Origin of the sequence: Salipiger bermudensis (assembly GCF_017309175.1) — a bacterium.
Classification (GTDB): domain Bacteria; phylum Pseudomonadota; class Alphaproteobacteria; order Rhodobacterales; family Rhodobacteraceae; genus Salipiger; species Salipiger bermudensis.
The window spans coordinates 158,665-179,244 of the sequence record NZ_JAEKJV010000008.1 but is presented as its reverse complement, the minus strand read 5'-3'; the positions used below and the strand labels follow the sequence as shown (position 1 = coordinate 179,244).

21 protein-coding genes are annotated in these 20,580 nt (G+C 67.4%); 19 read left to right on the top strand and 2 right to left on the bottom strand.

Going from position 1 to position 20,580, the window contains the following annotated elements:
- The first annotated feature begins 119 nt into the window (after nucleotides 1-119).
- The 15 genes from uvrC (at nucleotide 120) to JF542_RS12830 (ending at nucleotide 13,539) form a co-directional block, all read left to right on the top strand.
- Nucleotides 120-2,000: an excinuclease ABC subunit UvrC gene (gene uvrC, locus JF542_RS12900; protein WP_207076128.1), complete on the top strand. Its 1,881-nt coding sequence runs from the start codon at nucleotides 120-122 to the stop codon at nucleotides 1,998-2,000.
- A 95-nt stretch (nucleotides 2,001-2,095) separates the two neighbouring features.
- Nucleotides 2,096-2,959, top strand: a complete 864-nt coding sequence (locus tag JF542_RS12895; RefSeq protein ID WP_207076127.1) for a branched-chain amino acid aminotransferase — start codon at nucleotides 2,096-2,098, stop codon at nucleotides 2,957-2,959.
- A gap of 79 nt (nucleotides 2,960-3,038) precedes the next feature.
- Entirely contained in the window at nucleotides 3,039-3,494 is a 456-nt protein-coding gene (locus JF542_RS12890) for a universal stress protein (RefSeq protein ID WP_040545111.1), read from the top strand.
- 226 nt (nucleotides 3,495-3,720) lie between these two features.
- Nucleotides 3,721-4,281 carry a NifU family protein gene (locus tag JF542_RS12885; protein WP_207076126.1) on the top strand — a complete coding sequence of 187 codons (561 nt, stop codon included), beginning with the start codon at nucleotides 3,721-3,723 and terminating at the stop codon, nucleotides 4,279-4,281.
- Nucleotides 4,282-4,339: 58 nt separating this feature from the next.
- Nucleotides 4,340-4,963, top strand: a complete 624-nt coding sequence (gene tsaB / locus JF542_RS12880) for a tRNA (adenosine(37)-N6)-threonylcarbamoyltransferase complex dimerization subunit type 1 TsaB (RefSeq protein WP_207076125.1) — start codon at nucleotides 4,340-4,342, stop codon at nucleotides 4,961-4,963.
- The gene (locus JF542_RS12875; RefSeq protein ID WP_207076124.1) at nucleotides 4,960-5,379 is read left to right on the top strand and encodes a GNAT family N-acetyltransferase; all 420 of its coding nucleotides are present in this window, start codon (nucleotides 4,960-4,962) and stop codon (nucleotides 5,377-5,379) included. Before tsaB ends, JF542_RS12875 begins: the two co-directional genes overlap by 4 nt.
- Nucleotides 5,380-5,529: 150 nt before the next feature.
- On the top strand, nucleotides 5,530-6,534 hold the full coding sequence (locus JF542_RS12870; RefSeq protein WP_207076123.1) for a BMP family lipoprotein: 1,005 nt from the start codon (nucleotides 5,530-5,532) through the stop codon (nucleotides 6,532-6,534).
- 104 nt (nucleotides 6,535-6,638) lie between these two features.
- The gene (locus JF542_RS12865; protein ID WP_207076122.1) at nucleotides 6,639-8,237 is read left to right on the top strand and encodes an ABC transporter ATP-binding protein; all 1,599 of its coding nucleotides are present in this window, start codon (nucleotides 6,639-6,641) and stop codon (nucleotides 8,235-8,237) included.
- A gap of 101 nt (nucleotides 8,238-8,338) precedes the next feature.
- The gene (locus JF542_RS12860; protein ID WP_207076121.1) at nucleotides 8,339-9,433 is read left to right on the top strand and encodes an ABC transporter permease; all 1,095 of its coding nucleotides are present in this window, start codon (nucleotides 8,339-8,341) and stop codon (nucleotides 9,431-9,433) included.
- Complete coding sequence (locus JF542_RS12855) at nucleotides 9,433-10,398, top strand: ABC transporter permease (RefSeq protein WP_007793911.1); 966 nt, start codon at nucleotides 9,433-9,435, stop codon at nucleotides 10,396-10,398. The genes JF542_RS12860 and JF542_RS12855 overlap by 1 nt, the downstream gene beginning before the upstream one ends.
- Before the next feature lie 64 nt (nucleotides 10,399-10,462).
- Nucleotides 10,463-11,377, top strand: a complete 915-nt coding sequence (fmt, locus tag JF542_RS12850) for a methionyl-tRNA formyltransferase (RefSeq protein WP_207076120.1) — start codon at nucleotides 10,463-10,465, stop codon at nucleotides 11,375-11,377.
- Nucleotides 11,377-11,619 (top strand): hypothetical protein, encoded by a 243-nt coding sequence (locus tag JF542_RS12845; protein WP_207076119.1) that lies wholly within the window; start codon nucleotides 11,377-11,379, stop codon nucleotides 11,617-11,619. Before fmt ends, JF542_RS12845 begins: the two co-directional genes overlap by 1 nt.
- A gap of 5 nt (nucleotides 11,620-11,624) precedes the next feature.
- Complete coding sequence (locus JF542_RS12840; RefSeq protein WP_007793655.1) at nucleotides 11,625-11,861, top strand: GlsB/YeaQ/YmgE family stress response membrane protein; 237 nt, start codon at nucleotides 11,625-11,627, stop codon at nucleotides 11,859-11,861.
- A gap of 153 nt (nucleotides 11,862-12,014) precedes the next feature.
- A complete protein-coding gene (locus tag JF542_RS12835) occupies nucleotides 12,015-12,419 on the top strand; it encodes a c-type cytochrome (RefSeq protein ID WP_007793652.1) in 405 nt (134 codons plus the stop codon).
- A gap of 133 nt (nucleotides 12,420-12,552) precedes the next feature.
- Nucleotides 12,553-13,539 carry a glutathione S-transferase family protein gene (locus JF542_RS12830; RefSeq protein WP_207076118.1) on the top strand — a complete coding sequence of 329 codons (987 nt, stop codon included), beginning with the start codon at nucleotides 12,553-12,555 and terminating at the stop codon, nucleotides 13,537-13,539.
- Nucleotides 13,540-13,545: 6 nt separating this feature from the next.
- Here the strand turns inward: JF542_RS12830 and JF542_RS12825 are convergent, their stop codons facing one another.
- Complete coding sequence (locus tag JF542_RS12825; protein ID WP_207076117.1) at nucleotides 13,546-13,914, bottom strand: response regulator; 369 nt, start codon at nucleotides 13,912-13,914, stop codon at nucleotides 13,546-13,548.
- 178 nt (nucleotides 13,915-14,092) lie between these two features.
- Between JF542_RS12825 and JF542_RS12820 the strand changes: the two genes are divergently transcribed.
- Both JF542_RS12820 and JF542_RS12815 read left to right on the top strand, forming a co-directional pair.
- Nucleotides 14,093-15,268 (top strand): lytic murein transglycosylase, encoded by a 1,176-nt coding sequence (locus JF542_RS12820; protein ID WP_007793645.1) that lies wholly within the window; start codon nucleotides 14,093-14,095, stop codon nucleotides 15,266-15,268.
- A 118-nt stretch (nucleotides 15,269-15,386) separates the two neighbouring features.
- Nucleotides 15,387-15,755, top strand: coding sequence for a hypothetical protein (locus JF542_RS12815; RefSeq protein ID WP_207076116.1), 369 nt, complete (start codon nucleotides 15,387-15,389; stop codon nucleotides 15,753-15,755).
- Here the strand turns inward: JF542_RS12815 and ade are convergent, their stop codons facing one another.
- Nucleotides 15,756-17,453 (bottom strand): adenine deaminase, encoded by a 1,698-nt coding sequence (ade, locus tag JF542_RS12810; RefSeq protein WP_207076115.1) that lies wholly within the window; start codon nucleotides 17,451-17,453, stop codon nucleotides 15,756-15,758.
- A 146-nt stretch (nucleotides 17,454-17,599) separates the two neighbouring features.
- Between ade and JF542_RS12805 the strand changes: the two genes are divergently transcribed.
- Entirely contained in the window at nucleotides 17,600-19,699 is a 2,100-nt protein-coding gene (locus JF542_RS12805) for a methyl-accepting chemotaxis protein (RefSeq protein WP_207076114.1), read from the top strand.
- Nucleotides 19,700-19,949: 250 nt separating this feature from the next.
- Entirely contained in the window at nucleotides 19,950-20,564 is a 615-nt protein-coding gene (locus tag JF542_RS12800) for a response regulator transcription factor (protein ID WP_207076113.1), read from the top strand.
- The last annotated feature ends 16 nt before the right edge of the window (nucleotides 20,565-20,580 follow it).

Genomic DNA, 20,580 nt, shown 5'->3' with positions numbered 1-20,580 from the left:
AATTTGCCCAAAGGATTATCCACAGGATCCGTGGATTACATAAATGTTGATCTCGCTGATCGGGCATTGCAGCAGAGATGGGGAATCACGAGATTGAGAGCGTTCGGGCACAAACGATCATGACCGAGGAGAGCGAAACCCACGAAACGCCCGCCCTGCGCGGCTACGAGCTCATCCACTCCTATCTGAGGACGCTGGACTCGAGCCCGGGCGTCTATCGCATGCTCGATGACCAGAGCCGGGTGCTCTATGTCGGCAAGGCGCGCAACCTGAGGGCACGGGTGTCGAACTACTCGCGGCCCTCGGCGCAGCATTCGCGGCGCATCTCGCGGATGATCTCGGAAACCGCGTCGATGATGTTCCTCACGACGCGCACCGAGACCGAGGCGCTGCTGCTCGAGCAGAACCTGATCAAGCAGCTCAAGCCCAAGTTCAACGTGCTGCTGCGTGACGACAAGTCGTTCCCGAACATCCAGGTCACCACCGAGCACGCCTTTCCGCAGATCCGCAAGCATCGCGGCGCCAAGACAGAGAAGGGGGCCTATTATGGCCCCTTCGCCAGCGCCGGCGCAGTAAACCGGACGCTGAACCAGCTGCAGAAGGCGTTCCTGCTGCGCAACTGCTCGGATTCGATGTTCGAGGGGCGCACGCGGCCCTGCCTGCTCTACCAGATCAAGCGCTGCTCGGCGCCCTGCGTCGGCTATATCTCGGAGGCGGATTACGCAGAGAGCGTGCGCGACGCCGAGCGCTTCCTGTCGGGCAAGTCGACCCGGGTGCAGGAGACCCTGGCGGCGCAGATGGCCGAGGCCTCGGAGGCGATGGAGTTCGAGCGCGCCGCGGCGCTGCGCGACCGCATCCGCGCGCTGACCCAGGTCCAGACGGTGCAGGGCATCAACCCGCAGACCGTGGCCGAGGCCGACGTGATCGCGCTCCACATGGAGGGCGGGCAGGCTTGCGTGCAGGTGTTCTTCATCCGCGCCAACCAGAACTGGGGCAACAAGGATTATTACCCCCGCGTCGGCGAGGACGTGGAGCCGCAGGAAGTGCTCGAGGCCTTCCTCGGGCAGTTCTATGACACCAAGGAGCCGCCGCGCCTGCTGCTGCTCAACCACGAGATCGAGAACCCCGACCTGATGTGCCAGGCGCTGAGCGACAAGCTCGGCCGCAAGGTCGAGATCGCGGTGCCGCTCCGGGGCGAGAAGGCCGAGCTGGTCGAGGGTGCGGCGCGCAACGCCCGCGAGAGCCTCGCCCGCCGCATGGCCGAGACCGCGACGCAGGCCAAGCTGCTGCGCGGGCTGGCCGAGGCCTTCGCTCTGGATGCGCCGCCGCAGCGCATCGAGGTCTACGACAACTCGCACATCATGGGCACCAACGCGGTGGGCGGGATGATCGTGGCGGGGCCGGACGGGTTCATGAAGAACCAGTACCGCAAGTACAACATCAAGGGCGAAGAGCTCGTCCCGGGCGATGATTTCGGCATGATGAAGGAGGTGCTGACTCGCCGCTTCACAAGGTTGCTGAAGGACGATCCGGATCGCGAGAAGGGGCTGTGGCCGGATCTTCTGCTGATCGACGGCGGCGCCGGGCAGGTCTCGGCGGTGGCCGAGATCATGCGCGAGTTCGGGGTCGAGGACGTGCCCATGGTGGGCGTCGCCAAGGGCATCGACCGCGACGCCGGCAAGGAAGAGTTTCACCGTGTCGGCCAGCGCCCCTTCGCGCTGCGCCACAACGACCCGGTGCTCTATTTCGTGCAGCGCCTGCGCGACGAGGCCCACCGCTTTGCCATCGGCACCCACCGCGCCAAGCGCGCCAAGAGCCAGATGGCCAATCCGCTCGACGAGGTGCCGGGCGTGGGCGCGGCGCGCAAGCGGGCGCTCCTGGCGCATTTCGGTTCCGCCAAGGCGGTGAGCCGCGCCAACCTCGCCGATCTCAAGGCGGTGGACGGGGTGAGCGCGGCGCTGGCCGAGCGGATCTACGCCTTCTTCCACGAGAAGGGCTGAGCGCCGCGGCGCGCCCGCCGATTTGCTGCGCCGCGCACTGGACCTCGCCCGCGCCCGGGCCTAGGTTGGCGGCGCAATTCGAAGGGGGCGCACGCATGGCAGTCGGCAAGAACATCCGGACCTATTTCCAGGGCACCTGGCACGACGGAGACGTCTCGGTGATGCGCGCCGCCGACCACGGCGCGTGGCTCGGCAGCACGGTGTTCGACGGGGCGCGCTTCGTGAACGGGCTGGCGCCGGATCTCTGGGCCCATTGCGCCCGGGTGAACCGCTCGGCCGAGGCGCTGATGCTGCGCCCCACCGTCACCACCGAGGAGATGGTGCAGATCGTCTGGGAGGGGCTCGGCGCCTATGCCGAGGGCGCGGCGGTGTATATCCGCCCGATGTACTGGGGCATCGGCGGCGACAAGACCGCGATCGTGCCCTCGGAGGATCAGACCGGCTTCGCCATCTGCCTCGAAGAGATCCCGATGGCCCCCGAAAGCGCCACCACCACGCTCGGACGGACCCGCTTCCGCCGCCCGGTGATGGAGGATGCGGTGGTCAACGCCAAGGCCGGCTGCCTCTATCCCAACAACGCTCGGATGCTGGCCGAGGTGCACGCCCGCGGCTTCGGCAACGCGCTGGTGGCCGACGCCATGGGCAACGTCGCCGAGAGCGCCACCGCCAACGTCTTCATGGTCAAGGATGGGGTCACCTTCACCCCCATCGCCAACGGCACCTTCCTGTCCGGCATCACCCGCGCCCGGCATATCGCCAACATGCGCGCCGACGGCATGGAGGTGCACGAGGCGGTGCTGAGCTTCGCCGATTTCGAGGCCGCGGACGAGGTCTTCCTGTCGGGCAACATGAACAAGGTCACCCCGGTGACGGCGTTCGAGGATGTCTCCTACCAGGTCGGCCCTGTCACCCGCCGGGTGCGTGAGCTTTATTGGGACTGGGCCAAGACCACCGGGTGATCTGCCGCAGGGGCTTGTCACGAAGCCCCGTTGCCAATGCCTGTGCCCTGCACCATGATCCCGGCAAGGGAGAGCCATGATGCGCAAGTTTCTCGTCATTCTCGATGACAGCCGCGAATGCCTCAACGCCATGCGCTTCGCCGCTATGCGCGCGGAGAAGACAAAGGGCGGGGTGACGATCCTGTCGGTGATCCCGCCGGACGAGTTCAACCACTGGATCGGCGTCGGCGACCTGATGCGCGAGGAGGCGCGCGAGCGCATCCACGCCCATTACGAGGTCTTCGCCAAGTGGATGCGCGACCGCCACGATGTCGACCCCGAGCTGGTGATCCGCGAGGGCGACGTGGTGAGCGAGATCCTCGGCCAGGTGAAGGCCGATGACGCCATCGGCGTGCTGGTGCTGGGGGCGGCTTCGGGCAAGAAGGGGCCGGGGCCTCTGGTCAGCCAGCTCAGCCGCGGTTCGGGCAGCCTGCCGATCCCGGTGACCATCGTTCCGGGAGATCTGTCGAAGGAGCGGCTCGAGGACATCACCTGAGCGCCGCACGGCGTGGCAGGCGCCGGGATGTGAGTATTTATCGACATAGAGAAGCAGGGGGTGCGGGCCGCTGGCGGGCAGGGGGGCTCTCGCTGCCGCAGAACGGAGCTGGTGTGTTCGTTGCGCCGGTCGCGTGGCGTCAGGCTTGTCTTAGAATGGTTCTAAACCTTGACGCTCCGCCGGGAGAGGCGCATATAGGGAGGGCCCGGAGAAAGGTACCCTTGAGATGTTCATTCAGACCGAATCCACCCCGAACCCCGCGACGCTGAAGTTCCTGCCCGGCCAGACGGTTCTGGGCGCAGGCACTGCCGACTTCCCGAGCGCCGAGGGCGCCGATGCCTCGCCGCTGGCCAAGCGCTTGTTCGGCGTGACCGGTGTGACCGGCGTCTTCCTCGGTTCGGATTTCGTCACCGTGACCAAGGCCGATGGCGCCGACTGGGACCACGTGAAGCCCGCCGTGCTTGGCGCGATCATGGAGCATTTCCAGTCCGGCGAGCCCGTGATGGCCGGTGAGGGCGGGGCCTCGGGCCATGCCGCCTTCGAAGGCGAGGACGAGGAGATCGTCGGCCAGATCAAGGAACTGCTCGACAGCCGCGTGCGCCCGGCCGTGGCACAGGATGGCGGCGACATCACTTTCCACGGCTTCGAGCGTGGCGTGGTCTACCTGCACATGCAGGGCGCCTGCGCCGGCTGCCCGTCCTCGACCCTGACCCTGAAGATGGGCATCGAGAACCTGCTGCGCCACTACATCCCCGAAGTGACCGAGGTCCGCCCGGTCGCCGTCTGACGGCGGCGCGCGACAGCTGTCCCGAGACCCGGGCGGATCCGCCCGGGCGCAAGGTTGCATGACCGATACCGTTCTTGCCTTCGACACCTCCTCTGCCTGCGTCGCGGCCTGCCTGCTGCGCGGATCGGAGGTGCTGTGCCTGCGGCATGAGGAGATGGCGCGCGGGCAGGCCGAACGCCTGGTGCCGATGCTGGAGGAGATGCTGGCGGAGGCGGGGCTCGGCTGGCGCGAGCTCGACGCGCTCGGGGTCTGCACCGGGCCGGGCAACTTTACCGGTATCCGCATCTCGGTGGCGACCGCGCGCGGGCTGGCCCTGTCGCTGGGCTTCCCGGCGGTGGGCGTGACGGCGCCGGAGGCGACGGTCTGGGGCGCCGCGCGTCCGGTTGCGGCGGCGGTGTTCGGCTCGCGGCGGATGTCCTATGCGCAGCGCTTCGGTGCGGATGCCGCCGGGCCGGTGCTGTCGCTGCCGGATGCCGAGGCGATCGCGGCCGAGCTGGGCGAGATGCCGACCCTCAGCCACTCGCTGCCCTTTGCGCGCCCGGCGCAAAGCCTTGTCGAGGGCGTCGCGCGGCTGGCGGGCGAGCGCTTCCGCGCCCCGGATCTGCCGCGGCCAAGCCCGGTCTACGTGCGCCCGGCAGATGCGGCCCCTTCGCGCGAGGCGCCGCCGGCGATCCTGCCGTGAGCCCGGCCGAACTGGCCGCGCTGGCGGCGCGCGCCTATCGCCACACGCAGCCGTGGTCCGAGGCGGATTTCGCGTCCACGCTCGCCCATCCTACCGCCTTGCTGAGCTGCGCCGAGGGCGCCTTCGTGCTCGGGCGGGTGATCGCCGACGAGGCCGAGATCCTCGCGCTTGCCAGTGATCCGGAGGGCCATCGGCAGGGCCGGGGGCGGGCGGTTCTCGCCACCTTCGAACAGGATGCGCGCGCCCGCGGCGCGGTCTCGGTGTTGCTCGAGGTGGCAGCGGAAAACGCCCCGGCACGAGGGCTTTACGCCGCCTGTGGCTATGTCGAGACCGGCCGGCGCAAGGGCTATTACCGGCGCGCCGACGGCTCCTGCGACGACGCGCTGCTCATGACGAAGGCGCTGACCCGAGGTTAGCGCCCGCGGCTCCGAAATCGCCGCGTCACCCGGTGCAGAATCCGGTTGACCCTGTTGCTTCCCAAGGCCTTAAATCAACCATGATCTGCACGGATCAGGCATAAGAGCTGCGCGCAAGCCCGCGCCGCCACCACCACCTGGGAGCAACATATGACCCTGATGACCAAATTCCTCGGCGCAAGCGCCGCGCTGGCGCTGACCGCAGGTGCTGCGCTGGCCGATCCGGCGCTGGTCTACGACCTTGGCGGGAAATTCGACAAGAGCTTCAACGAAGCCGCGTATAACGGCGCCGAGGCCTATGCCGCCGCGACCGGCGGCAGCTATCGCGATATCGAGCTGCAATCCGAAGCGCAGCGCGAGCAGGCCCTGCGTCGCTTCGCCGAGGCCGGCTTCAACCCGGTGGTCACCACCGGCTTCTCCATGTCGACCCCGATCGCGTCGGTGGCGGCGGATTACCCGGACACCAAGTTCGTCACCATCGACGGCTTCGTGAACCCCGAAGAGCACCCGAACGTGCTCTCGATCCTGTTCTCCGAGCACGAGGGCTCGTATCTCGTCGGCATGATGGCGGCGATGGCCTCCGAGAGCGGCACCGTGGGCTTCGTGGGCGGCATGGACGTGCCGCTGATCCGCAAGTTCGCCTGCGGCTATGCGCAGGGCGTGATGGCCGCCAACCCCGACGCCACGGTGATCGCCAACATGACCGGCACCACCCCGGCGGCGTGGAACGACCCGGTGAAGGGCTCCGAGCTTGCCAAGGCGCAGATCAGCCAGGGCGCCGACGTGATCTATGCCGCCGCCGGTGGCACTGGCCTCGGCGTGCTGCAGACCGCCGCCGACGAGGATATCCTGTCGGTCGGCGTGGACAGCAACCAGAACCACCTGCACCCGGGCAAAGTGCTGACCTCGATGCTCAAGCGCGTCGACGTGGCGGTGCAGGAAGCGATGACCGCGGGCGACGAACTCGAGACCGGCGTTATGGTGCTGGGTCTGGCCGAGAACGGCGTCGGCTACGCGCTCGACGAGAACAACGAGGCGCTGGTCACCGAGGAGATGAAGACCGCGGTCGATGCCGCGCGCGAAGAGATCATCGCGGGCGAGATCGCGGTGCACGACTACTCTTCCGACGACAGCTGCCCCGTCCTCAACTTCTGAGCGCCTGCGGGCCGGTGACCCCGGCCCGCTCTCCAAACAGGGTCGGCTCCTCCGCCTGCACCGGTGGAGGAGCCGCGCTTCCAGTTACGACCCGGGAATCTGCCATGACCGCCCCCGCCATCGAGCTGCAAGGCATCTCCAAGGCCTTCGGCCCCGTCCAGGCCAACAAGGACATCTCGATCCGCGTCATGCCGGGCACGATCCACGGCATCATCGGCGAGAACGGCGCCGGGAAATCGACGCTGATGTCGATCCTCTACGGTTTCTACAAGGCCGATGCCGGCGAGATCTTCATCAACGGCCAGCGCACCGAGATCAGCGACAGCCAGGCGGCGATCTCCGCCGGCATCGGCATGGTGTTCCAGCACTTCAAGCTGGTGCAGAACTTCACCGTGCTCGAGAACGTCATCCTCGGCGCCGAGGACGGCCCGATGCTCAACGCGTCGTTGGCCCGCGCTCGCGGCGTGCTGCGCCAGCTGTCGGAGGAATACGAGCTCTCGGTCGATCCCGACCAGCTGATCGAGAATCTCAGCGTCGGCCACCAGCAGCGCGTCGAGATTCTCAAGGCGCTCTACCGGCAGGCCGACATCCTGATCCTCGACGAGCCCACCGGCGTGCTCACGCCCGCCGAGGCCGACCACCTATTCCGCATCCTTGACAACCTCCGGGCCGAGGGCAAGACGATCATCCTGATCACCCACAAGCTGCGCGAGATCATGGAGATCACCGACACCGTCTCGGTGATGCGCCGGGGCCAGATGACCGCCACCGTCAAGACCCGCGAGACCTCGCCCGAGGAGCTGGCCGAGTTGATGGTCGGCCGCAAGGTGCTGCTGCGGGTCGACAAGGCGCCGGCCGAGATCGGCGCCCCGGTGTTGCAGGTCGAGGGGCTGCGCCATGTCGACAGCCACGGGGTCGAGCGCCTCAAGGGCGTCTCGCTCGAGGTCCGCGCCGGCGAGATCCTCGGCATCGCCGGCGTCGCCGGCAACGGCCAGTCCGAGCTGCTCGAGGTGCTGGGCGGCTATGCCGACGCCACCGGCCGGGTGCTGGTCAACGGCTCCGAGATCGACCTGACCGGCCCCAAGTCCGACGGTCAGTCGCGCCGCGCCCGCGGCATCGCCCATGTCCCCGAGGACCGGCAGACCGAGGGGCTGATCATGGCCTACACGGCGTGGGAGAACATCGTCTTCGGCTACCACCGCGACCCGCGCTACCAGTCGGGCATGCTGATGAACAATGCGCTGATCCGCGAGGAGGCGCAGGACAAGATGACCCGCTACGATGTGCGCCCGCCGAACCCGCAGCTCGCCGCCCGGAACTTTTCCGGCGGCAACCAGCAGAAGATCGTGCTGGCCCGCGAGATCGAGCGCGATCCCGACATCCTGCTGATCGGCCAGCCGACCCGCGGCGTCGACATCGGCGCCATCGAGTTCATCCATCAGGAAATCGTGCGCCTGCGCGACAAGGGCAAGGCGATCCTGCTGGTCTCGGTCGAGCTCGACGAGATCCTGTCGCTGTCGGATCGCATCGCGGTGATGTTCGACGGCCAGATCATGGGCGAGCGCCTGCCCGCGGAGACCGACCAGACCGAGCTCGGCCTGCTGATGGCCGGCGTCACCGAGAGGCCCGACAAGCCGCTGATAGAGGCCGTCGATGCGTCGCTTCACGAAAAGGAAGCCCGGGAGGCCGAGCAGCATGACTGAGCCCGCCCGCCTTGCGACGTCCCCTGCTTCTTTACGTCCCAAATACTCCCGCCGGAGGCACCCGCGCCCGCAGGGCGCGCCCCTGAACCAAGAGGCCCCGAATGGATAAGATGCCCGCCTGGGCCGACGCGGTGCTCGTGCCCCTGATCTCGATCCTGCTCGCCGCCGTGCTGTCGGCGCTGGTGATCCTCGCCATCGGCGAGAACCCGGTCGATGCGTTCAAGCTGATGGTCGAGGGCGCGCTGATGCGCAGCGCCGGCTGGGGCTACACGCTCTATTACACCACCAACTTCATCTTCACCGGGCTCTGCGTCGCGGTGGCCTTTCACGCCAAGATGTTCAATATCGGCGGCGAGGGGCAGGCGATGATCGGCGGGCTGGGCGTGGCGCTGGTCTGCCTGTTCATCCCGTTCCCGCACTGGAGCATCGCGCTGCTGGTGGCGACGCTGGCCGCCGGCGCCTTCGGCGCACTCTGGGCGCTGATCCCGGCCTATCTTCAGGCCAAGCGCGGCAGCCATATCGTGATCACCACCATCATGTTCAACTTCATCGCCGCGGCGGTGCTGAACTACGTGCTGGTCAATGTTCTGCGCCCGCAGGGGGCTATGGACCCGGCCACCGCCAAGTTCCCCGAGGCAACCCAGCTGCCGACCTTCCAGGACCTGTTCGCCACCGCCGAGAACCCGCTGTTCCGCGGCTCGCCCGCCAACGTGACCTTCTTCCTCGCGGTGCTGGCCTGCGTCGCCTTCTGGTTCCTGATGTGGCGCACCAAGCTCGGCTACGAGATCCGCGCCTTCGGGTTCTCCGAGAGCGCCGCCCGCTATGCCGGCATCTCTCCGGTGCGCATCACCGTCGTGGCGATGCTGATCTCGGGCGGTCTCGCCGGCATGATGGCACTCAACACCACCATGGGCGAGGCCGAGCGGCTGGTGATGAACGCAACCGAGGGCGCCGGCTTCATCGGCATCGCGGTGGCGCTGATGGGGCGCTCGCACCCGGTCGGGATCTTTCTCGCGGCGCTGCTCTTCGGCTTCCTCTATCAGGGCGGCGCCGAGCTGGCGCTCTGGACCAACATCCCGCGCGAGCTGATCACCGTGATCCAGGCGCTGGTGATCCTGTTTACCGGCGCGCTCGACAACATGGTGCGGATGCCGCTCGAACGCATCTTCATGGCGACCCGGCGGAGGAACGGCTGATGGATTTCGCAACCCTTCTGCAGGTGCTCGATTCCACCGTGCGCCTTGCCACGCCGCTGCTCTTCGCCTGCCTCGCCGGGCTGTTTTCCGAGCGCTCGGGCGTTGTCGATATCGGACTCGAGGGCAAGATGCTCGCCGCGGCCTTCGCCTCTGCCGCTGTCGCCGCGGTGACCGGTTCGGTCTGGCTCGGCCTGCTGGCGGGGATCGTCTCGGCCACGTTGATGAGCGCCATCCACGGTCTCGCCTCGATCACCTTCCGCGGCAACCAGCTGATCTCGGGGGTGGCGATCAACTTCCTCGCCTCAGGCCTGACGGTGCTGATCGCGCAAAGCTGGTTTGGACAGGGCGGGCGCACGCCCTCGCTGATCGGCGGCGGCCGCTTCACCGGCATCACGCTGCCCTTCGCCGAGGCGCTTTCGGGCGTGCCGGTGATCGGGCCGATCTATGCCGAGCTGATCTCGGGGCATTCGATCCTTGTCTACGTGGCCTTCCTGATGGTGCCACTGTCGTGGTTCATCCTCTACCGCACCCGCTTTGGCCTGCGCCTGCGCGCGGTGGGCGAGGCGCCGGAGGCGGTCGACACCGCCGGTGTCTCGGTGATCGGGCTGCGCTACGCGGCCATCGCCATCTGCGGCCTGCTCTGCGGGCTCGCGGGCGCCTATCTCGCCACCGGCCTGCAGGCGGGGTTCGTGCGCGAGATGACCGCCGGGCGCGGCTACATCGCTCTGGCGGCGCTGATCTTCGCCAAGTGGCGGCCGTGGTACGCGCTCTGGGCCTGTCTGCTCTTTGGCCTGCTGCAGGCGGTGGCGCTGCGCTACCAGAACATTGATCTGGGCGCCTTTACCGTGCCGGTGCAGGTGATGGACGCGCTGCCCTATATCCTGACGGTGATCATCCTCGCGGGCTTCGTCGGCAAGGCGATCCCGCCCCGCGCTAGCGGCGAGCCCTACCTCAAGGAGCGCTGAGCACTGGCCTCCGCCACTCCGAACGACTATCTCGGGGGGGCTGAGCGAAGCAAGGAGCAGGGCAATGCGGGTGATCTTCATGGGAACGCCGGACTTCTCGGTGCCGGTGCTCGACGCGCTGGTCGAGGCCGGGCACGAGATCGCCGCGGTCTACTGCCAGCCGCCCCGCCCCGCCGGGCGCGGCAAAAAGGACCGGCCCACGCCAGTGCATGCCCGCGCCGAGGCGCTGGGGCTCGAGGTGCGCCACCCGGTGAGCCTGAAATCGCCCGATGAGCAGGCCCGCTTCGCCGCGCTCGACGCCGATGTCGCGGTGGTGGTTGCCTACGGGCTGATCCTGCCGCAGGCCATCCTCGACGCGCCGGCCAAGGGCTGCCTCAACATCCACGCCTCGCTGCTGCCACGCTGGCGTGGAGCGGCCCCGATCCACCGGGCGATCCTGTCGGGCGATGCACAGACCGGCATCTGCATCATGCAGATGGAGGCCGGGCTCGACACCGGCCCGGTGCTGCTGCGCGAGGCCACCGAGATCGGCCCGGAGGAGACCACCGGCGCGCTGCATGACCGGCTGAGCGCCATGGGTGCGGCACTGATCGTGCAGGCGCTGTCGCAACTGGACTCCCTCACCCCCGAGGTGCAGCCCGAAGAGGGCGTCACCTACGCGCAGAAGATCGACAAGGCCGAGGCGGCGGTGGACTGGACGCGCCCGGCGGAAGAGATCTCGCGCCAGATCCGCGGGCTGGCGCCGTTCCCCGGCGCCTGGACCCTGCTCGGCGAGCACCGCATCAAGCTCTTGGGGGCCCGCGTGGTCGACGGGCAGGGCGCGCCTGGTACGGCGCTAGACGACGGCTTCACCATCGCCTGTGGCACCGGCGCGGTCCAGGTCACGCGCGCGCAACGCGCGGGCAAGGGGGCGCAGGATGCCGAGACCTTCCTGCGCGGCATGGCGATCCCGCAGGGCGCGACGCTGGGGGCGGGCTGATGTTTCCCACGCTGATCGGCACGGTGGCGATCGCGGGCATCGTCGGCTACGCCTCGGAGCGCAGCGGCTTCACCCGCAACGGCATCCTGCCGAGCATCATCATCTGCATCGGTGGCGCCTTCCTGGCATATTTCATCCGGCTGATGTTCGGCATCGGTTTCGGCTCGCCGGGGCTCAACGCCATCGCCTCGTCGATCGGGGCGCTGATCATTGTGCCGTTTCACTGGCGCGGACGGAGGTAAGGCCCATGTCGGTCGTCTGGCTCATCATCATCGGCGCCGCGGCGGGGTTCCTCGCCACGCGCTTCATGCGGATCGAACTCGGCCTCGTGCAGACCATGGCGCTCGGCATCGCCGGGGCGGTGATCGGCGGGCTGGTGCTGCGGCTGCTGATCGCGGTGACCGGCGCTCTGGCCGGGCTGGTGGGCGCAGTACTGGGCGCCATGCTGCTGCTCTGGCTCTGGCAGGTCTACAACCGGCGCTGAGCTGGGCCGCCCCTGGTTTCCCCTCTTCCCGTTCCTGTCAATGAGGCAGGTCAAGGTGGCGCTGCGTAAACCGGCGCTTCGTTGACATGTCACTTCGCGCATATGACCGCGCGACGTGAGGGAGGCTCATCACCGATGAAGGGGAGACACGACATGACACGTCTGAACACCACGCTGGCCGCCGCTGCGGCCCTCGCGCTGAGCGCCGGGGCAGGGCTGGCCGATGACATGGGCAAGCAGGATTTCGTCGAGGGCTGCGCCGGTTGCCACGGCGAAAGCGGAATGGGGCAGGGGTCTCTGGCTGAGCTCTTGACCGTGGAGATGCCCGACCTGACGCACCTCTCGGCCAACAATGACGGCGTGTTTCCGATGCTCGAGGTCATCCACATCATCGACGGCCGCACCCAGCTGCGGGCGCATGGCGATCCGATGCCGATCTGGGGCACCGTCTTCAAGTCGCGTCTGATGACCGAAAGCGGCATGATGGGCGGCGCCGAGGCGCTGGCACGCGGACGCATCCTGTCGATCGCCTACTACCTCGAGTCGATCCAGCAATAGCCCCCGGCCAGCCCGGCGCGGCGTCTGTTCCGGGTCGGGCTGTGCGGCTGCGCGAAGACCCTGCGCGCCGCGCCGCAATTGCCTGCTGGCGCCCAAAGCCTAATTTCTCTCCCAACCAAAGAGGAGAGAGCCGATGGGTTTGCTGGTTGACGGCGAATGGCAGGACCGCTGGGACTACAACGACGACAGCGGCAAATTTCAACGCAGCGAGACGGCGTTTCGCAACTGGATCACCGCGGATGGCAGTGCCGGCCCCTCGGGTGAGGGCGGCTTCAAGGCTGAGCCGGGGCGCTATCACCTCTATGTCAGCTATGCCTGCCCGTGGGCGCACCGGGCGCTGGTGTTCCGCGCGCTCAAGGGGCTCGAGGAGCTGATACCGGTGAGCGTGGTGCACCCCGACATGCTGTCGGATGGCTGGACCTTCAAGACCGATTTCGCCGGCGCCACCGGCGACAGGCTCTACGATCTTCCGTTCCTGCGCGACATCTACACCAAGGCGCAGCCCGACATCTCGGGGCGCGTCACGGTCCCGGTGCTTTGGGACAAGGAGCGCGAGACCATCGTCTCGAACGAGAGCGCCGAGATCATCCGGATGTTGAACGAGGCCTTCGACGGGCTGACCGGCAACAGTGATGATTACTGGCCCGAGGCGCTGCGCGAGGCCATCGAGCCGGTCAACGCGCGGATCTACGACACGGTGAACAACGGCGTCTACAAGGCCGGGTTCGCCACTTCGCAGGAGGCCTATGACGATGCGGTCGGGCCGCTCTTCGAGAGCCTCGACTGGATCGAGGAGCGCCTCTCGAAAGGCCGCTACCTGATGGGGGGCCGCATCACCGAGGCCGATTGGCGGCTCTTCACCACGCTGATCCGCTTCGATCAGGTCTACAACGTGCACTTCAAGTGCAACAAGGCGCGGATCGTCGACTATCCCAACCTCTGGGCCTACACGCGCGAGCTCTACCAGTGGCCCGGCGTTGCCGACACGGTGCATTTCGATCATTTCAAGCGGCACTACTACTACAGCCACGACATGATCAATCCGAACCGGATCATCCCGGTGGGCCCCGACCTCGACCTGATGGCGCCGCATGGGCGCGAGGCGCTCAAGGCCGCCTGAGCGGGTTCAGCGCGGATCGGGCTGGCCGAAATGCTCGACCATCGCGGCCAGGTCCGCCGGCGGTGTGGCGCTTGGCAGGTAGGCGCAGGCGTTGCTGCAGAGCTGGAAGATCGAGCCGTCGGAAAAGAACGAGGTGTTGGTGACGAAGATCACCTTCGCCTCGGGCCTCCGGTAATTGGCGAAATCCGCGACCGCGATGGCGCTGCCCTCGTTGAGCACGAGGTCGAGGACGATGATGTCGGTCGGGCTGTCGAGCAGGTGGCCGGTGGCCTCGTCTTCGGTCAGCGCGACGGTGACCGTCGCGCCGAGCCGCGCCAGATGGCGCGACCACAGGCCACCCAACTCTTTCCGACTTTCGACGATGAGCACGTTCATGCGCGTCTCCGATGGCAGTCGTCCCCAGGCGATGAGGCCTTTGTCTTCCTCAGTTCTAAACAATTGTTTAACGAACTCGTAAGGAATGTGAACGAAACGCAAACATGAGCGGGATGCCGCTTCTTGCGCCGCCAAACCGGGCTGGTACTGTGCCGCCAAACGCGGAAACGAGGTTCACATGCGCGCGCTCTCCTGTCTCATCGCCCTTTCGCTCTCCGGCGCGGCTTTCGCGCAGGAGGTGCCCTGCGGCGGCGACTTCCAGACCTTCAAGGCGGGGCTGCGGGACGAGGCCGTGGCGATGGGCCACGACGCCGAGGTGGCGCGGCGCTTCCTGTCCGGCGCGCGGCAGGACAGCAGCGTGCTGCGCCGCGACCGGGCGCAGGGCATCTTTCAGACGCCATTCATCGAGTTCTCGCGCAAGCTGATCAGCCAGGACCGGCTCGACCGGGGGCGCCAGCTGTCGCAGCGCTGGGACGAGGTCTTCGATCGGATCGAGCGCGATTACGGCATCTCGCGCGGGGTGCTGCTGGCGTTCTGGGCCTTCGAGACCGATTACGGTGCCTTCCAGGGGGATTTCAACACGCTGAACGCGCTGGTCACGCTGGCGCATGACTGCCGCCGCCCCGAGATCTTCCGGCCGCAGATCTTCGCCGCGATGGAGCTCTATGAGCGGGGCGATTTCGATCCTGCCACCACAACCGGCGCCTGGGCGGGCGAGATCGGCATGGTGCAGATGCTGCCCAGGGACATCCTCGAGAACGGCATGGACGGCGATGGCGATGGCCATGTCACGCTCAAGACCTCGGCGCCGGATGCGCTGCTCTCGGGGGCCAAGATGCTCTCGGAGCTGGGCTGGCGCCACGGCGAGCCGTGGCTGCAGGAGGTTGTCCTGCCCGCCGACATGGACTGGTCGCAGACCGGCCTCGAGACCACGATGAGCGTGGCCGAATGGGAGCGCCTCGGGGTGCGGGCCCGCGAGGGGGCGCTGGATGACGGCCGGCTCGAGGCCTCGATCCTGCTGCCGCAGGGGCGCGGCGGGCCGAGCTTCATCGCCTATCCGAATTTTCGCGTCTACTTTGAGTGGAATCAGAGCTTTACCTACGTCATGACCGCCGCCTATTTCGCCTCCCGGCTGGAGGGTGCCTCGGTCTATGACCCGGGCAACCCCGATCCCGGCCTTTCGGGCGAGCAGATGCTGGCGCTGCAGCGTGCGCTGGACGCCAAGGGCTACGACGTGGGCGGCATCGACGGCATCCTTGGTGCAGGGACGCGCTCGGCGGTCCGCGACATGCAGGCCCGGCTGGGCCTGCCGGCGGATGGCTGGCCCACAATCGAGCTGCTGAACCTGCTCTGACCCACGTTTGATACGGGTCTGATCCGGGCCGGAACCCTGCCCGGGGGCTTTTCGTTACATCGCCATGATACGGGATATCGCATTGCCGGTCGCCCTGCTGTCGCTATTGCAGGTCGGAATGTGTGCGCCAGACGAGGCGCCGACCCCACCCGAGGAGGTGGAGCTTCAAGTGCTGCCCGACGACATGCGGGGCCGCTGGGGGCTTGACGACGCCGATTGCGAGCGGGGCCGGGCCGACGCCAAGGGCCTGATGGTCGTCACCGCCCGCCACCTCACCTTTTACGAGTCCCGCGCCACGCTTCGAGAGGTCGAGCATCTCGGCCCGGAGAGGGTCGCGGCAGAGTTCTCCTATACAGGCGAAGGTATGACCTGGTCACAAGACGTGTCGCTCACCCTCACGGAAGACGGAGACCGTCTGCAGCGGCAGGAAACCGGGCCCGAGGCTGAACTCGTGGACCTGACCTATCGGCGCTGCGACGGCGGCTGATCAGCCCGGGATGATCTCGAACTTCAGCACGTCGACCATGCCGCGGTCTGTGATCTTCAGAGACGGGATCACCGGCAGGGCAAGGAAGGCAAGCTGCAGGAACGGCTCCTCCAGCGTCACACCCAGCGACCGTGCCGCGGCGCGCAGTTCGACCAGCCGGTCGCGCACCTCCTCGAACGGTGAGAGGCTCATCAGTCCGGCCACCGGCAGCGCCAACTCGGCGAGGATCTCGCCGCCCCGCGCCACCACGAAGCCGCCCTCGATCTCCTCGAGCCGGTTCGCAGCCAGCGCCATGTCGTCGTAATCGACGCCGACACAGGCGATGTTGTGGTGGTCGTGGCAGACCGTCGAGGCAATGGCCCCGCTCTGCAGCCCGAACCCCTTCACGAATCCGGTGGCCACGTTGCCGTTCTTGCCGTGCCGCTCCGCCACCGCGATGCGCACCAGATCGCGCGCCGCGTCGGGCCGCTTGTCGCCGTCCTCGATGACGATCGTCTCGCGCAGGTGGTCGGTGAGGATCTGCCCCTCGCGGATGCCGATCACGTCGGTTTCCTCGCGATTGCCGGTGGCGCGAAACTGCCCGGGCACCAGCCGCGGCGCCTTGACCGATCCGCGCCCCACCGGTTCGACCGATCCGCGCGCCGCGAAGGCTGCGTCGGTCGCCACCACGCCGCCTGCCAGCACCATCTGCGCATGGCAGCCTTCGAGCGAATCGATTGCGACGATATCGGCGCGCTTGCCCGGCGCGATCATGCCGCGATCCTTGAGCCCGAAGGCCTCAGCGGCCGACAGGGTCGCCGCGCGATAGGCCGCAAGCGGCGGGGTGCCAAGCGCGATCATCGTGCGGATCATGTAATCGAGATGGCCGTGCTCGGCGATATCCAGCGGGTTGCGGTCATCGGTGCACAGGCACATGTAGGGCGCCGTGCGCTCGCTCAGGAGCGGTTGCAGCGCGTGCATGTCCTTCGAGACCGAGCCCTCGCGGATCAGCACCCGCATCCCCTTGCGCAGTTTCTCGAGCGCCTCCCCGGCGCTGGTCGCCTCGTGCTCGGTGCGGATGCCGGCGGCGACATAGGCGTTGAGATCCTTGCCCGAGAGCAGCGGGCAGTGGCCGTCCACATGGCCGCCCCCGAAGAGCCGCAGCTTTTTCATCGCCTCCGGATCGCGGTGGATCACGCCGGGATAGTTCATGAACTCCGCCAGCCCGATGCCCGACGGATGACCCATCAGTGGCGCCAGATCCTCGGCCAGCAGCTCGGCGCCCGCCGTCTCCATATGCGTCGACGGCACACAGGAGGACAGCTGCACGCGGATGTCCATCAACGTATGCGCGCTGGCCTCCTGGAAGTAGCGGATGCCCGCCGCGCCGATCACGTTGGCGATCTCGTGCGGGTCACAGATCGCAGTGGTGACGCCACGCGGGGTCACGCAGCGGTCGAACTCGAACGGGGTGACGAGGCTGCTCTCGATATGCAGGTGGGTGTCGATGAAGCCGGGCACCAGGATCAGGCCGCTCACGTCGATCACCTCGCCCGCCTCGTAGTCCTCCAGAATGCCGACGATGGTGTCGCCGCAGATCGCCACGTCGCCTTCGAGCAGGTCGCCGGTGACGAGATCGAGGATGCGGCCTCCGCGCAGGACGCGGTCTGCCGGGGCGTCGCCGCGCCCCTGCGCGATGCGGGTTTCGAGATCTGCCATGCCGGCCTCCGCTGCTGTTTCGCGAGAGTTTGGCACAGCCGCCACCGGGGCGACAGGCCGGATGAGGGGGTGCCAGCGTTCAAGGGATCTTAACGCCTCATGCGGCACACCATGCGGAGGGTTGTGTTTGAACGGGATGCCACGGAATGAGCCTGCGCCTGATGTTGCTGAGTGCCATTGCGCCACTCCTGTTGCTTGTGCTGTACCTCGCTGGCAACGGATTGTCGTCGCTGTCACAGCTGTCCCAGCGCGAAAGGATGGTGTCTCAGGTCGCCGCCGAATCCGGGACGGTCGCGGATCTGGTGCATGAATTGCAGAAGGAACGCGGCTATTCCGCCGGGTTCAGCTCGTCACTCGGGCGCAATTTCCGCACCGAGCTTGCCGCCCAGCGGGAGGCCACGGATGCCGCGATCGAGTCCCATCTGGCGGATCGTGCGGTGTTGTCGGACGTCGCGCCGGAGCAGGTCGCAACGGTCGATGACGGGATGACGGCGCTCGCCAAGCGGCGCAAGCAGATCGATGCGCTGGCGCTGACCGTACCCGAGCTTGCGGGGTACTACACCGGCATCATCGAGACGCTGATGGCGGCCTCGAGCCGGGTGCGCCTCGGTGCCGGGGGCGATCCGGGGGCAACTCTGATGGAGGCCGCTGAACTGGTCGCCTTGGCGAAAGAGAGCGCCGGGCTCGAGCGGGCGATGGGCGCCGCCGGGCTTGGTGGCACCCGCTTCGCCGACCCGGTGCACCGCCGCTTCACCGATCTCGGTGCCCGGCAGCGCGCCTTCCTGACACGGGCAGAGGCGGTGCTCGGACGGCCGGGATTCGTGGCCGGGCTGACCGACGCGCCGGCGGCGCGCAGGCTCGAGCCGATGCGCCAGGCTATCGTGGCGCTGCCTTATGGCGGCGAACGCGGAAGGTTGACCGCGCCGGCGTGGTTCGCGGCCTCGACCGCGTGGATCGACGATCTGCGCAGTGCCGAGGCGGCGCTGGTCGCGGAGCTGGCGGAACTGACCGCCGCCGGTGCGGCGGCGGCGGGGCAGGCGCTCCGGTTTGAGGCCCTGTTGACGGCGGGGGTGGTCTTGCTCAGCACCGGTTTCGCCCTGTTCCAGTCCGAGCTCGTCACTCGGCGGCTGCGCCGGCTCACGGCGGTGATGAACGAAGTGATTGGCGGCCGGTTCGAGGTCTGGGTGCCCCATATCAAGGCGCGCGGAGAGATCGGGATGATGGCGCGGTCGATCTATCGCTTCAAGCAGATCACCAGGGCGGCCACGGAACGGCGTGAACAAGAGGAAGCCACGTTGCACGACAAGCATCGCCAGGTGGTGGAGCTGGTGACCGAGGGGCTGAACGCGCTGGCCCATGCCCGGCTGACCCTGCGCTTCGACGCGCCGCTGGCGCCGGAATACGACTCGATCCGCACCGATTTCAACACCGCGACCGCGCGCCTGCGCGAGGTCATGCTGACGCTTGCAGGCACCGTCTCGGAGCTGCGCGATCAGGCGTCGGATATGCGGGTGTCGGCGTCCGACCTCGCCGATCGGACCACCCGCCAGGTCGAGATGATCGCGCGCACCTCCGACACCGTGTCCGGACTGACCGAGACGTTGCGCCAGACCAGCGGGTCGCTGAGGGATGCCAAGGACCTTGCCGATGGCGCGCGCGAACGCGCGGATCTCTCCGGCGGGGTGGTCGACCGCGCGGTGAACGCGATGGACCGGATCGCGGATTCCTCCGGCCGCATTGCCCAGATCACCGGGGTGATCGAGGATATCTCGTTCCAGACCAACCTTCTGGCTCTGAATGCCGGGGTCGAGGCCGCGCGCGCCGGCGAAAGCGGCAAGGGCTTTGCGGTGGTCGCGATGGAGGTGCAGAGCCTCGCCGGGCGCTCGGCCGACGCGGCGCTCGAGATCAAGGCGCTGATCGAAGAGAGCGCCGCCGAGGTCAAGAGCGGTGTCGATCTGGTCGGAGAGACCGGCCGCGCGTTGCAGACCATCCTTGAACAGATCCGCAAGGTGGATGAGGTGCTCTCGGGCGTGAGCACCGCCGCCGACGGCCAGAGTCGCGAACTCGAGGAAATCAACGATGCCATTCGGCGGCTCAACGAACTCACCGCGCAGAACGGCACGGCGGCGGAGGGCAGCCGCGACAGCTCGCACGAGATCGCCGAGCGAGTCCAGCATCTCGCGGCGCTCGTGTCCGAGTTCGAGCTCGAGGCATCCGGCCCGGAGGACAACTTAAGGGCAGCATGAGCGTCTTGGTGCAACAGCCAGAAAATATCTGTCGAAAAGCCCGCTTTTCTGGAGGTCTGTGCTAAGATGACCGTGTGACCAGTGGGATAGCCGTGACCGTTACGCAGCGTAGCAAACGCCTTCCTTAATTTTACCTCCTTTCCGGACCAGCCTAGAAGAACAACCGAAAGGTGATTCGTGGAACTTGACAGGGGATTTCGAGGTGAAGGTTGATTTAGCGATGCGTCCCGACGCCCGACAGACGACTGCCATGCGTGTTCTCATCGCCGATGACCATGACCTCCTGCGCGACACGCTCGAGCTTTTTCTCGAAGGCGAGGGCAGTTTCGAGACCATCGGGGTCTCGACCTATCCCGAGGCCGAGGCGCGGGTCGCGACGGACGGACCTTTCGATCTCGTTCTGCTCGATTACTCGATGCCGGGGATGAACGGGCTGACCGGCTTTACCCGGATGCAGGCGCTGCCCGGTGCGCGCCGCGTCGCGATCATTTCGGGCACCGCCAGCCGCGAGGTGGCGGAAAAGGTGCTCGAGGCCGGGGCCTCGGGCTTCCTGCCGAAAACCCTCTCGGCCAAGTCACTGGTCAACGCCGTGCGCTTCATGGCGATGGGCGAGCAATACGCGCCGCTCGACTTCATGCGCGCCGAGGAAGAGACCGAGGTAAACCCGCTCGCGGAGAAGCTGTCGCCGCGTGAACTCGAGGTGCTCGAGGGGCTGACGCAGGGCAAGTCCAACAAGGAAATCGCCCGCGATCTCGACATCCGCGAGCCGACCGTCAAGCTGCATGTGAAGTCGCTGTATCGCAAGATCAACGCGTCGAACCGCACCCATGCGGCGATGATCGCCAAGGAAGCCGGGCTGTTTTGACCGCCCGGCGCCACGC